Here is a 19,407-nt window from a genome sequence, read left to right as displayed (position 1 = left end):
TATAATTTTTACTAGAGAGGAAATTAGATAATGAAATTGGAGTTAACATATGGAACAACAAATATAGCATTTAATGTGATTTTTAAAAATAGAAAGACAATGGAAATTTCCATAAAGCCGCCTAATATTATTACTGTTACTGCTCCAATTGGTACAAAAGAAGATGAAATACTCAAAAAAGTTGAAAGTAAAGGAAGTTGGATTGTTAAAAAGATATCTTTTTTTAAACATATGCAATACAGACATATTAAAAGAGAATTTGTCAATGGTGAATCATTTATGTACTTAGGGAGAAATTACTCTTTACAAATAGAAGCGGATTCAAATTTAAAAAAAACAGAAGTAAAATTGTATCGTGGTAAGTTTTTAGTTAAAACAAATAGTAGAAATGCCGAAGATATTAGAAATGCTATGGAAAAGTGGTATAGGGCTAAGGCTAATGAAGTAATAAAGTTAAGGGTTAAATATTATCAAAAATTTTTTGATATATACCCTACTAATATTAGAATTAAAGAGCAGAAGAAAAGATGGGGAAGTTGCACATCAAAAAATGAATTGTTATTTAATTGGAGGTGTATTATGGCTAAATCCAATGCTCTTGATTATATAATAGTTCATGAAATGTGTCATATGTATCATAAAGACCATTCAAAAGAATTTTGGAAGCTTGTAGGTCTTGTACTTCCAGATTATGAAATGAGAAAAGAATGGTTGAGAAATTATGGTGTTAGAATGGATTTCTAGTTTATCAATCATATATAAATAATCTTTTTATAATTATCTATTGACATATAATTAAATTTATATTACAATGTATGCAATCTAAAAAATAAAAACTATAATTAAAGTAAAAACTATGATGGGAAATAGTAGATACAGTGATTATCTTTTAGAGAGTGGGAGTTTGGTGAAATCCCATAGATGTCTTGTATTGAACTCGTCCTTAAGTTGCAGGCTGAAATTTACTAAAGTAGGCTGTGCCGTGTAAAGCGTTATTAAAATAAGTAATAAATTTGGGTGGTACCGCGGACAGACTTTCTCGCCTCATGAGTAAGGCTGTTTTTTTGTGCTAATTTTTAATTACTTTAAATTTATCAATATTTAGTGTGTAGTGTATTTATTTTATATAGTTTAATGTTTAAAAATTCTTTATAATTAAAATTTTTATGCAATTCTTAATTATAAAAATTATATCTGTTATGAGGAGAGATAACTATGAAAGCTGCTCAGGCAATTATCCAGTGTTTAAAAGAAGAAAATGTGACAACGGTATTTGGATATCCTGGTGCTGCAGTAGTTCCTATATATGAAGTACTGAAAAAGTCAGATATTAATCATATACTTGTAAGGCAAGAGCAATCTGCTGGACATTGTGCTAGTGGATATGCTAGATCAACCGGAAAAGTTGGAGTATGTATTGTAACTTCAGGACCTGGTGTTACAAATTTGATGACTGCTATTGCTGCTGCATATATGGATTCTATACCACTTGTAATAATTACAGGACAAGTTAAGACTAAACTAATTGGGAGAGATGTTTTTCAGGAACTCGATGCTACAGGAGCAACAGAATCATTTACTAAGTATAATTTTCTTGTAAAAGATTCAGCATCAATACCTAAAATTTTAAAGGAAGCTTTTTATATAGCGAAAACTGGGAGAAAAGGACCTGTGCTCGTAGATGTACCTGTAGATATAATGGAGGAGGATATAGATTTTAAATATCCAGAAAGTGTAAATATAAGAGGGTATAAACCAACTGTAGAGGGACATATTGGACAAATAAAAAGAATAGTAAATAGATTAAAAGAAAGTAAAAGACCTATTATTTGTGCAGGTGGAGGTATTATACTTGCAAATGCAACTAAAGAATTTAGAAAATTCATTGAAATATCGAAAATACCAGTGGTTAATACACTTATGGGAAAAGGTAGTATAGATGAAAATAGCAAATATTATGTTGGAATGATAGGTACTCATGGATTTAAATATGCAAATAAAGCTGTTGAAAATGCAGATGTGTTAATCCTCATGGGAGCTAGAGCTACAGATAGAACAACTTGTGGATTAAGTAACTTTGCAAAGAAGGCAGATGTAATTCATATAGATATTGATCCAGCGGAAATAGGTAAAAATTTAACAACGGATATTCCTGTAGTAGGTGATTTGAAAAATATAATATCAAAATTAATAGAAATGTTGCCTCCTATTAATACAGAGAATTGGCTGGAAATTATACACGGTTATATTTCACAGTATAAAATAACTAAAAAGCAAACAGAAAATATAAATCCAAAGAATGTACTCGATTTCATATCTGACAAGCTAGATGATGATAGTATTGTTACTGTAGATGTAGGACAAAATCAAATATGGTGTGCTCGTAATTATAAAATTATGGGAAAAAGAAAATTTTTGACTTCTGGTGGACTTGGAACTATGGGATACTCACTTTCAGCTGCAATAGGATCTAAAATAGGAAGCCCAAGTAAAAAAGTTGTAGCTTTTGTAGGAGATGGGGGCTTTCAAATGAGTCTTTTTGAACTTGGAACTATATCAGAATACAATATAAATATTATTATAGTTTTATTTAACAACTCAGGACTTGGTATGGTTCGTGAGCTTGAAAATAAAAGATTCTCATCAGAATTTGGAGTGACCTTTAAATCTAATCCTGATTTTGTTAAGCTATCAGAAGCCTATGGTATAAAGGCGGAAAGGGTTACAAATGGTATTGAGTTCAATAGTGCGTTTTCTAAGGCACTAAATTCAAATGAAGCTTTTTTAATAGAGTGTGTTGTGGATCCAAAGGAAAGTACTTTTTAATAAGGGAGGGATTGTTATAAAAAAATATGTACTATCTATATTAGTTGAAAATCATTCTGGTGTTTTAAGTAAAGTTGCAGGATTGTTTAGTAGAAGAGGATATAATATTCACAGTCTTACTGTAGGAATTACTGAAGATCCGGAAATATCAAGAATGACAATCGTTGCCATTGGAGATGACTATATGTTTGAACAAATAAACAAACAGTTGAATAAATTAATTGAGGTAATAAAAGTAATAGATCTTACAAACTATAGTAATTCTGTATACAGAGAATTATCTCTTGTAAAAGTATCAGCTGATTCAAATAATAAGCTTCTCATTATGGAAATTGCAAATACTTTTAGAGCCAATGTAGTTGATATGAATGAAGATAGTATGATAATTGAAATAACGGGAAATGAAGAAAAAATATCAGCTTTTATAGAACTTATGAAGCCTTATGGAATTAAAGAGAGTATTCGTACAGGACTAACTGCGTTAAATAGGGGAAGTAAACTTGAAGGTTAATTTAAAAAACTATTGTTTTATCTATAATATACTATTATAATATACTTATTAATATCATTGAATTTGTTATAAAGTAGCAGAGTAAGTATTATGCGTAAAGTGTTAGAGGATGGGAAGTTGTCTCTAAACGAAAAGTTCAATTTTTATTGTAACTTACGATGTAATACTGCTTCCGCTGTTACATTAAAGGGATATTGTGTTTAAAAGCTCCGTTCTCTTTAGTGTGACTACATTAAAGAGAAAAGGGGGTTTTTGTTATGCGGTAATTTATTTTGTTATTGTTCATATTTATTATTTGTATATTAAAAGATGGAGGAATAATATGAAAAACAAAATGAATACAAAGTATATTGTAACTACAGGGCTTTTTATAGCTATTGCACTTGTTATAAGAAATTTTGCAATAAATATAACAGCAGGTGGAGTACTTACTATGAGAATAAGCTTTTCAGCAGTATTTTATGTGCTACCTGGTTTCTTATTTGGTCCATTGTATGGTGGAATTGCAGGAGGACTTGTGGATATACTTGGATATATAATGGCTCCAATGGGTGGATATATACCGCTTTTGACTTTAACTAATATAATTGCAGGAGCTTTACCTGCATTAATATTTAGACTTATGAAAAATATAAGTGTATATAAGGTGAAAAAATGGTATGGTATATTCTTTGTAGTTATGTTTTTAATTGGTGTTATAAATTTTATATCTCTTAAATTTATGCCAACTATAGGAATTGGAAAATTACTTTCAATGGCAGGAAAAAGAGCTGACTATCTTGGAGTTGGACTCATAATTGTATCTATAATAGCTATGTTGTTGTTTGTTGTAAATGATGTTATAAATAGAAAAAAAGGAAGAGCTTATGAATATATAAATTCTAGATATTTTAAATTTGTAATTGCACTTGGAATATCGGGAATACTTGTATCTACATTGAATACATGCATATTGCTTATATTCATACCATCTCTTATGGATAAAGGCTTTATGTTGTTGTGGATTCCAAGAATTTTTCAGTGTCTTTTCCTTAATCTTATAAATTCATATATTGTATGTTTGCTTATATATTATTATGCTTTTGTAGAAAAGAAGATATTACAGAGAGTTTAAGATAAAAGTGATTCTTAATTAAATTCAAATAATTATATATTAAAATAAGAAGTTATAAGTGGATAGTTTCACCTATAACTTTTTATTTTAAATTGAATTTTTAAAAAAATTGAAATGGATAGTAGCCATATCTTCTCATATTCATCAACTTTGCAGAAGATATATATTCTTGAAATCTAATGTTTAAAATATTCCAATTTATGTTTTTAACAAATGTAGAAATATACTTTTTTCTGTCCGTTCCAAAGTCTATGAAATATGCATGTTCATATACATCCATAACTAGAAGTGGGTATGACATCCACACAGCTCCATTATCATGTGAATCACTACCTATTATATGAATTTTGTTATCAATGGAATCAATTGACACAACTACCCAACCTCGTATTGACAATCCTATATTTGTCAAATAAGAAATGAAATTATTATATGAAGAAAATTCATCTATTATAGCATCTAAAATAGGACCATTAGGAGAATTATTTCCTCCTGTCATGTTTTCAAAATAAAGTTCGTGAAGTTTTACTCCATCTAGTGAATATGTTTCTCCACGTTTTAGACTCCTCATTTCAGAATAAGTTGAATTAGTATCAGTGAATTTACTTGGTACATATGGTGTATTCCATATTTTATTTAGATTTTTTATATACCCTTCATATAACTTATAGTGATCATTTAATTGTTCTTTAGAAAAACCTTTTACGGATTTAAAATCAAAATCTTTTGGTTTTAGATTGTACATTAAAACACCTCTAAAAAATGTTATATTAATATTATATTATCTATTGTTTTAAATAGTGTAATATATTTTATGATTAGGTTGACAAATCTTAGATAAAAAAATAAAATAAATTGTAATGATATTAAATCATAGTGAATTACTCTGAATTTTTTAGTAGTCACTTTAATGGGAGAGATAAGTATGGAAAGAAAAGTATATATGGATTATGCTGCTACTACATTTGTAAAACCAGAGGTAGTCAAAGCTATGAATCCTTATTTTAGCCAGTACTTTGCAAATCCATCCTCTGTTTATAATATGTCAAGGAGAAATTCAGCGGCTATAAGTAAAAGTAGAGAAAAAATAGCTAATGCAATAAATTCTAGAAAAGATGAAATATTTTTTACAAATGGTGGATCTGAATCAGATAATTGGGCACTTAAAGGCGTTGCTAGTGCAAATGTACATAAGGGAAAACATATAATTACAACTTGTATTGAACATCATGCTATTTTAAATACTTGCAAGTATCTTGAAAAACTTGGATTTGACATAACTTATCTTAAAGTAGATAAAGATGGATTTGTGAATATAGAGGAACTTAAAAGTAAAATTAGAGATGACACTATACTTGTTTCAATAATGTTTGCCAATAATGAAATAGGTACTATTCAAGAAATAGGTAAAATAGGCAGTATTTTAAAAGAAAAAAATATACTGTTTCATACAGATGCAGTTCAGGCAATTACCCATGTGCCAATTGATGTAAATGCCATGAATATAGATTTGCTTTCAATGTCATCTCATAAATTTTATGGACCTAAGGGAATGGGTGCACTTTACATAAGAAAGGGTACTAATATAGATAATTTAGTACATGGAGGTGGACAGGAACGAGGCAAAAGGGCTGGTACTGAAAATGTTCCTGGTATAGTTGGAATGGGATGTGCAATTGAGATTGCCCTAAGTAATATGGAAGAGGAAAATAAAAGGCTAATATATTTAAGAAATAAGTTGATTTCAGGCCTTTTAAAGATTCCTAAGAGTAAGTTAAATGGTCCAATAGATAGAAGACTTCCAGGAAATATTAATATTTCATTTAGAGGAATAGATGGTGAATTGCTTCTTATACTTCTAGATAACATTGGAATATGCGCATCAAGCGGAAGTGCATGCTCAGCAGGTGCAATTGAACCATCACATGTATTAATGGCAATAGGTGATGATATAGATTTGGCAAAGGGTGCACTTAGACTTACAATAGGATATGAAACTACTGAAGAGGATGTAAATTTTGTAATAGATAAAGTAACTGAGTCTGTTTCAAATTTAAGGAAGAGAAGTACAATTAGATAAATTTTTAATAAACTTGAAAATAGGTGATAAGATGAAAAAGAAAGTAGTAATAGGTATGAGTGGTGGTGTAGATAGTTCAGTTGCTGCATACCTTCTTAAGAAGCAGGGATATGATGTAGTAGGGGTAACTATGCAGATATGGCAAGACGATGAATATTATGAGGGTATGGAAAGTGGGTGTTGCTCGCTTTCTGCAGTAGATGATGCAAGAATGGTAGCTGATAAATTAGATATACCATATTATGTTATGAATTTTAAAGAAGAATTCAAAAAGAATGTTATAGATTATTTTATAAGTGAATACACTAAGGGAAGAACTCCAAATCCATGTATTGCATGTAATAAATTTATAAAATTTGATGAACTTTTAAAAAAATCAATGGCACTTGGTGCAGATTATGTAGCTACAGGGCACTATGCAATTTGTGATAAAGTAAATAATAGATATGTTCTTAAAAAATCACAAGATGATAGAAAAGACCAAACTTATGCATTATACGGTTTAAACCAATATCAACTTGCACATACTCTAATGCCTTGTGGAGAATATAAAAAAACTGAAATAAGGGAAATAGCAAAAAAGATAGGGCTTTCTGTTCATAATAAGAGAGATAGTGAAGAAATCTGTTTTATACCAGATAATAATCATGGAGCTTACATAAATAGAAAATTGAATGGAAAGTTAGGTGAAGGAAATTTTGTAGATAAAAATGGAAATGTACTTGGAAAGCATAAAGGAATATTTTATTATACTATAGGCCAGAGAAAAGGCCTTGGAATCTCATTTGGGACTCCTAAATATGTAATAGATATAAATCCTTTAAATAATACTGTAGTACTTGGTGATGAGAGGGACTTATTTAAAGATGAATTTATAGTAAATGACATAAATTTTATGCCTTTTGAAACCCTTGATAAACCTATAGATGTACAGTGTAAAATAAGATATTCAGCAAAACCTAAAGAGGCATTGGTAAGTCCTTATAAAGATGGAAAAGTAAAAGTAAAATTTAAAGAACCACAAAGAGCAATAACTAAAGGACAATCTGCAGTATTTTATGATGGAAATACTATGGTTGGCGGAGGAATTATTGATAGGATATTGTAAAAAATACCCACCATTTTATATAAAGTGGTGGGTTAATGTATATCCTAAAATATATCCTAAAATTCCAAATACAATTGTAAGTGATATATACAAGTAGGCATTTAATTTTCTATTTCCATTAAATAGTTTTACACCATCGAACATGAAAGTTGAAAATGTAGTATATGCTCCTAGAAAGCCATCGCATAAAAGAGAGTATGTGAGCTTATCTAAGTTTACAGCATTTAATATTCCAAGCATTAGTGCACCTGTTATATTTAATACTAAAGTTCCTATTGGAAAGTATCTTCCAAGATGTTTTTGTATATACTGACCTAAAGAATATCTTGTTAAACTTCCTGTTATTCCACCTACACCTATCAATAAAATATTCATGTAATCAGCTCCTCACTTATTTATTATCAATATTTTCTGACTCTAATTTATCTTTAACTTTGTGAATATCTTCAGTTTTATTTTTATTGTATGAAGTTTTTCTTATTATATATTTGCCAAAATACACTCCAAGAACTGATGATGAAAATCCTGCAATTATTGAAAATAGTATATAAAATACAGCTTGATGATAATATCCATTGCTAAAAATATTCCAAAACTCTTTACACATAGTAGAAAATGTAGTATATGCTCCTGCAAAACCTGTGCATAGCATTAACTGTATATTCAAATGTCGTGTCATTTTTTCAACAAAATAAATACTTATAGCTGCAAGCAAAAAACTTCCTGTTATATTTACAAAAAATGTTTTTATTGGTATTATTCCATTATAATAATTATTTAGGTTTAGATTTTCAATTAAAACTCTAGATATAGCTCCAATAAATCCTCCGATTCCTACATATACATATTTCTTCATTTATATATTTCCTCCTATCTTATAGGAATACTTTACCTATTATAAATTAAAAACTTCTATTATTATACAGTTAAAGATATTCATTTTCAATTATAATATTAATTTAAAATTTTTATGTATACCTTTAGATATTATTTATTCTCTTATTTTTGATATAATATTATATAATCTATAATTAGGAAATGTTTATTTTTAATTATTTATAATGTATTTTAGAAATAGTTAACTTTATATTTATATTTTGGGAGGAATTATATTGAAGATAATACATACAGCAGATTGGCATATAGGTAAAATTGTAAATCAGGTGCATATGACAGAGGATCAAGAGTATATTTTAAAGGAATTTGTTAAACTTGTTTCTATAGAAAAGCCTGATGTAGTAATAATTTCAGGAGATCTTTACGATAGATCTGTTCCACCAGTAGAAGCAGTTGAATTATTAAATAATGTATTTACTAAAATACTTATCCAATTAAATACGCCAATTATAGCTATATCTGGAAATCACGATAGTGGCGATAGGGTTGGATTTGCAAGTGAAATACTTAAAAATAATGGATTATATATATACGGTAAGCTCAAAAATCCAATTGAGCCTATTATAATAAATGATGAATATGGAAGTGTAAATTTTTATCCAGTTCCATATTCAGAACCTGCAGAAGTTAGGCAAATAATGGGGGATGAAACAATACATACTCATAACGATGCTATTTTTTCAATAGTAAATTCTATTGAAAAAAATATGGATAAGAATTCAAGAAATGTTTTGATAGCTCATGGATTTGTTATAGGAGGAGAGTCATCTGACTCTGAAAGGCCACTTTCAATAGGTGGTGTGGAATATGTTGACTCAAATATATTCAAACCCTTTAATTATACAGCATTAGGTCACCTACATTCACCTCAAAATATAGGAAGTAATAGAATAAGGTATTCTGGTTCACTTTTAAAATATTCTTTTTCAGAGGCTAGACAAAAAAAGTCTGTAACTATTGTTAATTTAGATAAATATGGCAATGTACAGATTGAAATAAAATCCCTCAAAGTAAAGAGAGATATGCGAGTTTTAAATGGAAAACTTGTTGATATATTGAATCCAAAAGTGTATAGTAATACAAATACTGAAGATTATATATGTGTGAATTTAACAGATGAAGGACAACTTGTTGATCCAATGAGCAAATTGAGAGCAGTTTATCCAAATGTATTAAAACTTACGAGAGAAACTACAAAAAGTAAAAACAGTAGTATCAATAATAATATAAGGGAAACTTATGAAAAAAAAGACATGCTGGAACTGTTTAAAGAGTTTTACAAATATGTTACAGATAATGAATTTACTAAAGAAAAAGAAGATACAGTTCTAAAAGTGATAAAAAGTCTTAAAAGAGAGGAAGGTGATCTTTTTGAAACCAATTAGACTTATAATGACGGCTTTTGGACCTTATGGGGATGTAGAAGAAATAGATTTTACTAAACTTAAAGATAGAAATATATTTTTAATAACAGGGCCTACAGGAGCGGGAAAGACTACTATTTTTGATGCAATAAGTTATGGAATTTATGGAGAAGCAAGCGGTGAGGGAAGAGATGGAGAAAGTCTGAGAAGTCAATTTGCAAAAGATGATGTTATGACTTCAGTAGAAATTTACTTTGAACTTAGAGGTAGAAAGTATTATATAAAGAGAATACCAAAGCAGATGAAGCCCAAGTCAAGGGGAAGTGGTTTTACAGAACAAAAGACAGATGCAGAAATGAAAATATTTGATGAAAATGGAAATTATAAAATTGTATGTGGAGTTAGTGCTGTAAATAAAAAAGTAGATGACATAATGGGTATAAACTATCAGCAGTTTAAACAGATAATGATGATTCCACAAGGTGAGTTTAGAAAACTTCTTGTGTCAGATAGTAAGGAAAAAGAAAAAATATTGAGAAAGATATTTAACACTGAAATATATAGTAAGTTCCAGGATAAATTATATAAGATGAAAGAGAGTATTTTAGATGATATAAAGACTGTTAAGAGTAAAGAACTGGAAAATATAAATAAGATACAATGTAGTGAAGACAGCTTATTATATGAAGAAATGGAAAAAGATGATAAAAATTTTGATAAGATTTTGAGGCTTTTAGAAGAGCAGAATAAATTAGATTCTGTTAATATGAAAAAGATTAAAGATGAAATTCTTAAGGTGTCTTTAAAAATAGAGAATTTAAGTAAAAAGACATATGAAGCAGAAGAGAATAATAAAAAAATAAGTGAAAAAATTAAATTGGAAGCTGTGTTAGATTCATTAAAGAATAAAGAAAAAGTTATAAGTTCAAAAGAAAATAGACTTTTAAAAGGAAGAAAGGCATTGAAAGTAGAGTCTTTTGAAAAAGATTATATAGATAGAAAAGAAGATATAGAAACTAAGAGGAAACAACTTGCCAAATCTATATTGGATATGAAAAATATAAAAAACAAATTAAAAGAAGCTGAAGAGGCTTTAAAATGTGAGGAGTCTAAGAAAGATTATATAAATAAAATAGTTGAAAAAATAGCAGAACTTAAAAGTTATAGAGATAATGCTATTAAGTTGAAAAAGAAAAATAAAGAACTACAGTTATCAGAAGATAAATTTAATAAGCTTAAAAATAACTTGGAGAATAAAAAAAATTATATTAAATTATTAAAAGAAGAAATAGATAAATTGAAAAACAGTGTTGAAAATTCTGATGATTTTAAAGATAAGGAGATGAATCTTCAATCTAAATGTGAAAAATTGGATAGGGTATATGAGGTATTGCTTAATTTAAATGAAGAGAATAATAAAATTGTAGATATACGAAAAGATTATATAAAACTGCGAAATAAAATGAATAAAGACAGGGAATTACTTGAAAAAGCAAAAGAAGAACTTGAACATATGGAGAAAATGTCCATGGAAGGTCAGGCAGCATTTTTAGCAGCTTCATTAATAGAGGGCAAGCCATGTCCAGTATGTGGATCAGTGCATCATCCTCATATTGCTGAAATGAAAGATGTATATCCAGATAAGAATAAAATTGAAAATCACAAAAAACGTGTAAAGAAAATTGAAGATAACTATGAAAAATCTAGAGAAAACTTTCAACGTGTAGAGGTAAAGGGAAATACTGGGAAACAGATAATATCAAAAATTAAAAAAGACTATGAAAATTTAACAGGTGAGAATATAGATAAACTTGAGAAGTTAGAGCTTACAATGTTTATAAAAAATAATATTGATAGTTTAAAATTAGATATAGAAAAAGTTAAAAGTGAAATTTTAAAAATAAAAGCAAAACAGGAGAGCATTGAAAAAAAGAAGAATAAACTTAAAGAAAAGACTTTAGTTTATGAAAGGGAAAATGCTGCATTTGAAAAGATTAATGAAGAATATTCCAATCAAGTTGTAGAAGTTGAAAGAATAAGAGGTATAGTAAATGGAATTACAGAGGGAATTCCGTCTGAGTTTAGATCCATTGAGAATCTTCAAAGTAAAATAGATGAAATGGAATTAACTCGTAATAAAATGGAGAATTCAATTAAAGTAGCTCAGAATAACTATATAAATTCAAGATCAATGTACGAAAGAATATGTTCAAATAAAGAGTCAATTGAAAAAGATATAAAGAATATGGAGTTGCGTTTAGAAAAGATAAAGAGAATATTTGAAGAAAGTGTTTTGAGTTTTGGGTTTATTAATATAGAAGACTACAGAAACTGTAAAATTTCAGAAAAAGAAGAAATTAAACTTGAAAAAGATATAAATAGGTACTATACAGAACTTAAATCCACGGAAGATAGATATAGAGAGCTTAGTTTTGAAGTTAAGGATTTAACTCCAGTTGATATAGGTAAATTAAAATCAGAAATTAATAGAATGAAAGAAGATAAAAATAAGTTGGATAAGGAAAAATCTGAACTGGATACTAGAATCAATATAAATGAAGCTGCATTTAGAAGACTTACTAGTCTTTTAAATGATGTAAAGGAAAAAGAAAAAAAGTATAGTGTAGTAGGAGAACTAGCAGTGGTGTCTAGAGGAAAAAATTATGAAAGAATAAATTTTGAAACGTATGTACTGGCATCTTTTTTTGAAGATATTATTGAAGCGGCTAATATTAGATTCCAAAAGATGAGTGAAGGAAGATATGAATTAAGTAGAATAACTGAACTTGGAAAAGGAAGAGCACAAACAGGTCTTGATCTTCAAGTATATGATAATTACACTGGGAAATATCGTCATGTAAAGACTTTATCTGGTGGTGAAAGTTTTAAGGCTGCACTCTCACTTTCACTAGGTCTTGCAGATATTGTTCAATGCTACTCAGGTGGTATAAATTTAGATACAATGTTTATAGATGAAGGATTCGGAACTTTAGATTCAGAGTCATTAGATAATGCAATTCAATGTTTAATTGAACTTCAAAGTGAAGGAAGACTTGTTGGAATAATATCTCATGTTCCAGAGTTAAAAGATAGAATTGATGCTAAATTAGAAATAATTCCAAGTACAGAAGGAAGTAGAACTCAATTCAACATTGTATAAAGATTGTATAAAGCCATATTCATAATTTTAGAAAAATTACACAATATAATATAAAAAAGTATTATTTTATACCATTTTATATTAAATGTAATATATTTTTTGCAAAATAAATAAAAGAATGAAATTTTTATATTGAAAAATTTCACAAACAAATATATAATTTAAACTAAACTGAAAATTAAAGGGGGCAATTACATGAAATCAATTGGGGGATTACCACCAAAGCAAGGACTATATAATCCAAATTTTGAAAAAGATAATTGCGGAGTTGGTTTTGTTGCCAATATTAAAGGAGAAAAATCTCATAATGTAGTTAAAAAAGGCCTTAGAGTATTAGTTAATTTAACTCATAGAGGAGCTGTTGGTGCTGATCCTAAAACTGGCGATGGTGCCGGAATACTTGTTCAAATACCGGATGAATTTTTTAGAATATGTTGTGATAATGAAGGAATAATATTACCTAAATTAGGAGAATATGCAGTAGGAATGGTATTTTTGCCAAAAGAGCCTGCTATTAGATATCAATGTGAAGGAATCTTAGAGAGAATAATAAAAGAAGAAGGTCAAAAGATACTTGGCTGGAGAGATGTTCCTACAGATAATAGAGGTATAGGAGAAACAGCACGCGGTACAGAACCTATAATAAGACAGGTATTTATAGAAAATTGTCTAAAAAGTCAAGTTGAGTTTGAAAGAAAGCTATATATAATAAGAAAAAGAGCAGAAAATGAAGTAAAAAAACTAGTAAAGAGAAATTCTGAATACTTTTATATATGTTCTCTTTCAAGTAAAACTATAGTATATAAAGGATTGCTTTTAGCAGATCAGATAGCAGGATACTATCTTGATCTAAATGATGTTAATTTTAAAAGTGCTATAACTCTTGTTCATCAAAGGTTTAGTACAAATACATTTCCTACATGGGATCTTGCACAACCTTTTAGGTATTTGGCACATAATGGTGAGATAAATACTATAAGAGGAAATAGAAATTGGATGAATGCAAGAGAAGGAATTTTAAAGTCAAGCACTTTTAAAGATGATATAAATAAGCTATTTCCTATTATGACACCTAATGTAAGTGATTCGGCATCTCTTGACAATATGTTTGAACTCCTTGTAGAAGATGGAAGAAGTATTGCTCATTCAATGATGATGCTCATACCTGAAGCTTGGGAAAAGAATACTGATATGCCTGAATATAAAAGGGCTTTTTATGAATATCATGGATCACTTATAGAACCTTGGGATGGACCTGCTGCTGTATTTTTTACAGATGGAGTTCAAGTAGGTGCAACTTTAGATAGAAATGGATTAAGACCGGCTAAATATGTAATAACAAAAGATGGACTGGTTGTTATGGCATCTGAACTAGGAGTTTTAGAATTTGGACCTGAAGAAATAGTTGAAAAAGGTCGTCTAAATCCTGGAAAGATGTTTTTAGTTGATACAAAAGAAGGAAGAATTATAGATGATGTGGAACTTAAGAAGAATATTTGCACAGATAAGCCTTATAAGGAGTACATAAAAGAGAGTAGAAGAACTCTTGAAGACTTTGAAGATGTTTCAGCTTATACAAATATAATTCCAGAGAGATTAAAAGAAGATCAGAAGGCATTTGGATATACAATAGAAGATTTGAGGCGTATACTTAAGTTTATGGCTGAAAATGGTAAAGAACCTATAGGTTCTATGGGAAATGATACACCTCTTGCTGTTTTATCTGAAAGACCACAGATTTTATTTTCATATTTCAGACAACTATTTGCTCAAGTTACAAATCCACCAATAGATCCTATTAGAGAGGGAGTAGTAATGTCACTTATGAATTACTTAGGACCTCAAAATAATATACTCAATAAGGAATCTATTGATAGTCCTTTTATAGAACTTAGTAATCCAATTTTAACTGATGATGAAATGGCAAAAATAAAGAAAATGCGGGATGTGGATTTTAAGACAACTACTGTACCTATAACATTTAAATATGACAGGGGTATATCTGGATTTAAAGAAGCACTTAAACTTATATGTGAAAGAGCTTCTAAAAAAGTTGATGAAGGCTATAATATATTAGTATTAAGTGATAAAAAAATAGATGAGTATGAAGCTGCTATACCAAGTCTTCTTGCAGTATCAGCTGTTCATCATTATTTGATAAAGAAAAAGACGAGAACAAAAGTATCCATTATAGTGGAAACTGGTGAAGCTAGAGAAACAACTCATTTTGCACTATTAATAGGTTATGGTGCAAGTGCAGTTTGTCCATATTTAGCTTATAGATCAATTGAAAATTTAGTTGACAGCAATATAATAAACAAGGTTTCAAAGGAGAAGGCAATTTCAAATTATAGAAAATCTATATGTAGTGGACTTTTAAAGATATTATCTAAAATGGGAATCTGTACAATACAAAGTTATCATGGTGCACAAATATTTGAAGCTTTGGGTTTAAGTCAAGAATTTGTAGATAAATATTTTAAAGGTACTACAACTACAATAGGTGGTATAGATATTGACGTTGTTGCAAAAGAGGTGCTTATAAGGCATAGGAGGGCATTTGATAGATTTAAAAATCCATCAATTGCTTTAGATGTTGGAGGATTGTATTCATGGAGAAAAGAAGGAGAATATCACCTTTTTAATCCAGAAACTATTTACAAGCTTCAACTTGCATCTAGAAATAATGATTATAAAATATATAAAGAATATGCAAATTTAATAAATGACCAGAGCGGACATCTTACAACTCTTAGAAGTCTTTTTGATCTTAAATTTGATAAGGGCTCTGAGATACCACTTGAAGAAGTAGAACCTGAAAGTGAAATAATAAAGAGATTTTGTTCAGGAGCTATGTCTCTTGGAGCACTTAGCAAAGAGGCCCATGAAACAATAGCAATTGCTATGAATAAAATTGGAGCTAAGAGTAATTCAGGAGAAGGCGGAGAAGATTATAGAAGATTTAAAATAGGCAGTGATGGGAAAAATAAGAGAGGAGCTATAAAACAAGTAGCTTCTGCAAGATTTGGTGTTACTACAAATTATCTTGTAAATGCAGATGAAATTCAGATAAAAGTAGCTCAAGGTGCAAAGCCAGGAGAAGGAGGACATCTGCCAGGACCTAAGGTAGATCATTATATTGCAGAAGTTAGACATTCAACACCTGGAATAGCTCTTATATCACCACCACCTCATCATGATATATATTCAATAGAGGATTTGGCACAACTTATATATGACCTTAAAAGTGTAAATCCAAATAGCAGGATTAGTGTAAAACTAGTGTCAGAAGTTGGAGTTGGAATTATTGCAGCAGGAGTTGCAAAAGCTCATGCAGATTTGATATTAATAAGCGGACATGATGGTGGAACTGGTGCAGCACCTCTTTCCTCAATGAGATATGCAGGAACTCCTTGGGAAATAGGATTATCCGAAACACATCAAGTACTTCTTTTAAATAATTTGAGAAGTAGAGTAAGACTTCAAACAGATGGACAAATGAAGACAGGTAAAGATGTAGTTATTGCAGCTTTACTTGGAGCTGAAGAATTTGGATTTGCAACTACATTGCTTGTAACATTAGGATGCACTATTCTTAGAAATTGTCACTGTAATATGTGTTCAATGGGCATTGCAACTCAAGATTCAGAACTTAGGAAGAATTTTAAAGGTAAACCTGAATATATAATAAATTTCTTAACTTTTGTAGCTAGAGAAGTTAGAGAATATATGGCAAAGCTAGGATTTAGAACTATGAATGAAATGATTGGAAGAGTTGACAAGATAAAAGTCGATGATCAGAAAAAAATGGATAATTTTAAGGCAAAGGGCATTGATTTTTCAAATATATTGTACAGACCAGATGTGCCAGAGAAGATAAAACCATATTGTACTATATCTCAAGATCATGGCATAGGTAATGCACTTGATCATACTTTAATACAAATTGCATCACCTGCATTTGATCATAAAAAGAATGTAGTTGGAAATTTTGAAATAAAGAATGTAAATAGAAGTGTTGGAGCTATGCTTAGTGGTAAAATAGCTAAAACTTTTGGAAAGGAAGGACTTCCAGAAGATACTATAGTATTTAATTTTAAAGGTTCAGCTGGACAGAGCTTTGGCACTTTTGGAATGAAAGGACTAACACTTAAACTTATAGGAGATGCAAATGACTATGTTGGAAAAGGGCTATCTGGAGCAAAACTTATAATAAAAACTCCTGAAGATGCAGGATACAAAGCTGAGAACAGTTTTATTGCAGGAAATACTATATTATATGGAGCTACTAGTGGAAAGTTGTTTGTAAATGGAATGGCCGGTGAAAGATTTGGAGTTAGAAACAGTGGAGCTTATGCTGTAGTAGAGGGTGTAGGTGATCACTGTTGTGAATACATGACAGGTGGAGTTATAGTTGTTATTGGAAAGACTGGAAGAAATTTTGCTGCAGGTATGAGCGGAGGAATAGCATATGTACTAGATGAGGATAACTCTTTTGATAAAAATTGCAATATGGATATGGTAGAGATAAATCAGCTAGATACTGATGATGAGGATTTAGTTCTTAATCTTGTAAAAGAACATTATTCTAATACAAATAGCTTAAAGGCAAAGAGCATTTTAGATAATTGGGATAAATTTAAATGTAAATTCAAGAGGGTAATTCCTACTGCATATAAGCTCATATTAGAAAAAAACAAGCAGACTGTCAGAGTATCTTAGGGAAAGGAGATATATAAATAATGGGAAAGTTAGCTGGATTTAAAGAGTTTGACCGTAAAAATTTTAGTACAAGACCTGTAAAAGAGAGGATTAATGATTTTAAAGAAGTACATGATCCACTTCCTATAAAAGATATGGAAGACCAGTCAGCAAGATGTATGAACTGTGGTACACCATTTTGCAATTGGGGATGTCCTCTTGGAAATTTAATTCCAGATTGGAATGACTTTGCGTATAATGGAGATTGGAAAAAAGCCTATGAAAGACTTTCTATGACTAATAACTTCCCTGAATTTACAGGAAGAATATGTCCAGCTCTTTGTGAAGCATCTTGTACTTTGGGAGTAAATTATGATCCTGTATCTATTAGAGAAATAGAATATATGATTATAGAAAAGGCATTTAAAGAAGGTTGGGTTAAGCCAGTTATACCTATAAACAGAACTGGAAAGAGGGTGGCTGTTATTGGATCTGGTCCTGCTGGGCTTTCAACGGCTGCTAGTTTGAATTTTGTTGGACATGAAGTAGTTGTATTTGAAAGACAGGATGAAATTGGTGGACTTTTAAGATATGGAATACCTGACTTTAAGCTTGAAAAACATGTAGTTACAAGAAGAATTGAAATTATGAAACAGGAAGGTATAACATTTAAGACAAATGTTAATGTAGGATTTGATATACCTACAAGTGAAATCTTAGAGGAGTTTGATGCTGTTGTACTTACTGGAGGTTCTACTGTTCCAAGAAGTCTTGATGTTCCAGGAAAGGATTTAAAAGGAATTTATTTCGCAGTTGATTATTTGAGAGAACAAAATAAAATAACAGCTAAAAAGAAAAATACTGCAGATATGACGGCTAAGGGAAAATCAGTAGTTGTAATTGGTGGTGGAGATACTGGATCTGACTGTATAGGTACTGCAATAAGACAGGGAGCAAAGAAAGTATACCAGCTTGAAATAATGCCAAAACCTCCTGTATCAAGAGATAAAACTATGCCATGGCCATTATATCCAAGAACTTTAAAGACAACTACCTCTCATGAAGAGGGATGTGAGCGTATGTGGAATGTATCTACAAAGTACTTTGATGGAAAAAATGGTCATGTAACTAAACTTCATTGTACTAAAGTTAAATGGTATAATGAAAAGGGCAGAATGTCATTTGATGAAATCAGTGGAAGTGAGTTCGATATAGACGCAGATATGGTAATTATAGCTATGGGATTTTTACATCCTGAGCATAAAGGAATTTTGAATGATTTGCAGTTGAAATTTGATCCAAGAGGTAATGTTAAGACTTCCGATAAGCATATGACAAATGTTAAAGGGGTATTTTCAGCTGGCGATATGAGAACTGGTCAATCACTAGTTGTAAAAGCTATTCAAGATGGAAAAATTACAGCAAAATATGTAGATGAATATCTAATGGGGGAAACTTGTCTTTAGAATTAAAATTAAATATTTATATAGAAAATGCAGATTATTGATAATCTGCATTTTTTACATAAACCCTTATATATCAAGTAAGTTCTTTTTATAGTCTGAATATAAAGCTCTAAGTTCAGCCATTTTTTTCTCTATAACTATTTGAAGATCTGATACCTTTTTGTAATCTTTCTCTTCAAC

Annotated in this window: 13 protein-coding genes, 1 riboswitch and 1 other annotated feature; of the genes, 10 read left to right on the top strand and 3 right to left on the bottom strand. The window is 29.8% G+C overall.

The window, feature by feature from the left end; translation table 11 throughout:
* Nucleotides 1-30: 30 nt before the first annotated feature.
* From H2684_RS02260 to H2684_RS02245, 4 genes are all read left to right on the top strand, one after another.
* Nucleotides 31-744 carry a SprT family zinc-dependent metalloprotease gene (locus H2684_RS02260; RefSeq protein ID WP_182087742.1) on the top strand — a complete coding sequence of 238 codons (714 nt, stop codon included), beginning with the start codon at nucleotides 31-33 and terminating at the stop codon, nucleotides 742-744.
* A gap of 103 nt (nucleotides 745-847) precedes the next feature.
* Nucleotides 848-1,050: a binding site (T-box leader), on the top strand.
* 165 nt (nucleotides 1,051-1,215) lie between these two features.
* Nucleotides 1,216-2,826 carry a biosynthetic-type acetolactate synthase large subunit gene (gene ilvB, locus H2684_RS02255; RefSeq protein WP_182087741.1) on the top strand — a complete coding sequence of 537 codons (1,611 nt, stop codon included), beginning with the start codon at nucleotides 1,216-1,218 and terminating at the stop codon, nucleotides 2,824-2,826.
* 16 nt (nucleotides 2,827-2,842) lie between these two features.
* On the top strand, nucleotides 2,843-3,337 hold the full coding sequence (gene ilvN / locus H2684_RS02250) for an acetolactate synthase small subunit (protein WP_182088041.1): 495 nt from the start codon (nucleotides 2,843-2,845) through the stop codon (nucleotides 3,335-3,337).
* Between the two features lie 75 nt (nucleotides 3,338-3,412).
* A riboswitch (THF riboswitch) is annotated at nucleotides 3,413-3,517 on the top strand.
* A gap of 142 nt (nucleotides 3,518-3,659) precedes the next feature.
* On the top strand, nucleotides 3,660-4,451 hold the full coding sequence (locus H2684_RS02245; protein WP_182087740.1) for a folate family ECF transporter S component: 792 nt from the start codon (nucleotides 3,660-3,662) through the stop codon (nucleotides 4,449-4,451).
* Between the two features lie 100 nt (nucleotides 4,452-4,551).
* Here the strand turns inward: H2684_RS02245 and H2684_RS02240 are convergent, their stop codons facing one another.
* Entirely contained in the window at nucleotides 4,552-5,196 is a 645-nt protein-coding gene (locus H2684_RS02240) for a superoxide dismutase (RefSeq protein ID WP_182087739.1), read from the bottom strand.
* A gap of 180 nt (nucleotides 5,197-5,376) precedes the next feature.
* Here H2684_RS02240 and nifS point away from each other — a divergent pair, with 180 nt between their 5' ends.
* Both nifS and mnmA read left to right on the top strand, forming a co-directional pair.
* Nucleotides 5,377-6,531, top strand: a complete 1,155-nt coding sequence (gene nifS / locus H2684_RS02235; RefSeq protein ID WP_182087738.1) for a cysteine desulfurase NifS — start codon at nucleotides 5,377-5,379, stop codon at nucleotides 6,529-6,531.
* Nucleotides 6,532-6,550: 19 nt separating this feature from the next.
* Entirely contained in the window at nucleotides 6,551-7,639 is a 1,089-nt protein-coding gene (mnmA, locus tag H2684_RS02230; protein WP_347707511.1) for a tRNA 2-thiouridine(34) synthase MnmA, read from the top strand.
* Between the two features lie 15 nt (nucleotides 7,640-7,654).
* On the opposite strand, the gene crcB is transcribed toward mnmA, so the two are convergent.
* A complete protein-coding gene (gene crcB, locus H2684_RS02225) occupies nucleotides 7,655-8,014 on the bottom strand; it encodes a fluoride efflux transporter CrcB (RefSeq protein ID WP_182087737.1) in 360 nt (119 codons plus the stop codon).
* A 16-nt stretch (nucleotides 8,015-8,030) separates the two neighbouring features.
* Nucleotides 8,031-8,495 carry a CrcB family protein gene (locus tag H2684_RS02220; RefSeq protein WP_182087736.1) on the bottom strand — a complete coding sequence of 155 codons (465 nt, stop codon included), beginning with the start codon at nucleotides 8,493-8,495 and terminating at the stop codon, nucleotides 8,031-8,033.
* Between the two features lie 256 nt (nucleotides 8,496-8,751).
* Here H2684_RS02220 and H2684_RS02215 point away from each other — a divergent pair, with 256 nt between their 5' ends.
* The 4 genes from H2684_RS02215 to H2684_RS02200 all read left to right on the top strand — a co-directional run bounded on the left by H2684_RS02215 (nucleotide 8,752) and on the right by H2684_RS02200 (nucleotide 19,227).
* Complete coding sequence (locus H2684_RS02215) at nucleotides 8,752-9,921, top strand: exonuclease SbcCD subunit D (RefSeq protein ID WP_182087735.1); 1,170 nt, start codon at nucleotides 8,752-8,754, stop codon at nucleotides 9,919-9,921.
* Entirely contained in the window at nucleotides 9,908-13,060 is a 3,153-nt protein-coding gene (locus H2684_RS02210; protein WP_182087734.1) for an AAA family ATPase, read from the top strand. The genes H2684_RS02215 and H2684_RS02210 overlap by 14 nt, the downstream gene beginning before the upstream one ends.
* A gap of 195 nt (nucleotides 13,061-13,255) precedes the next feature.
* On the top strand, nucleotides 13,256-17,782 hold the full coding sequence (gltB, locus tag H2684_RS02205) for a glutamate synthase large subunit (RefSeq protein WP_182087733.1): 4,527 nt from the start codon (nucleotides 13,256-13,258) through the stop codon (nucleotides 17,780-17,782).
* A gap of 20 nt (nucleotides 17,783-17,802) precedes the next feature.
* A complete protein-coding gene (locus H2684_RS02200; protein ID WP_182087732.1) occupies nucleotides 17,803-19,227 on the top strand; it encodes a glutamate synthase subunit beta in 1,425 nt (474 codons plus the stop codon).
* Nucleotides 19,228-19,407: the final 180 nt, after the last annotated feature.

It is taken from the genome of Clostridium sp. cel8, assembly GCF_014050525.1.
In the GTDB taxonomy this organism is placed as follows: Bacteria; Bacillota; Clostridia; order Clostridiales; family Clostridiaceae; genus Clostridium_B.
The sequence above is the reverse complement of the archived record's forward strand: the minus strand, read 5'-3'. Positions and strand labels throughout refer to the sequence as shown.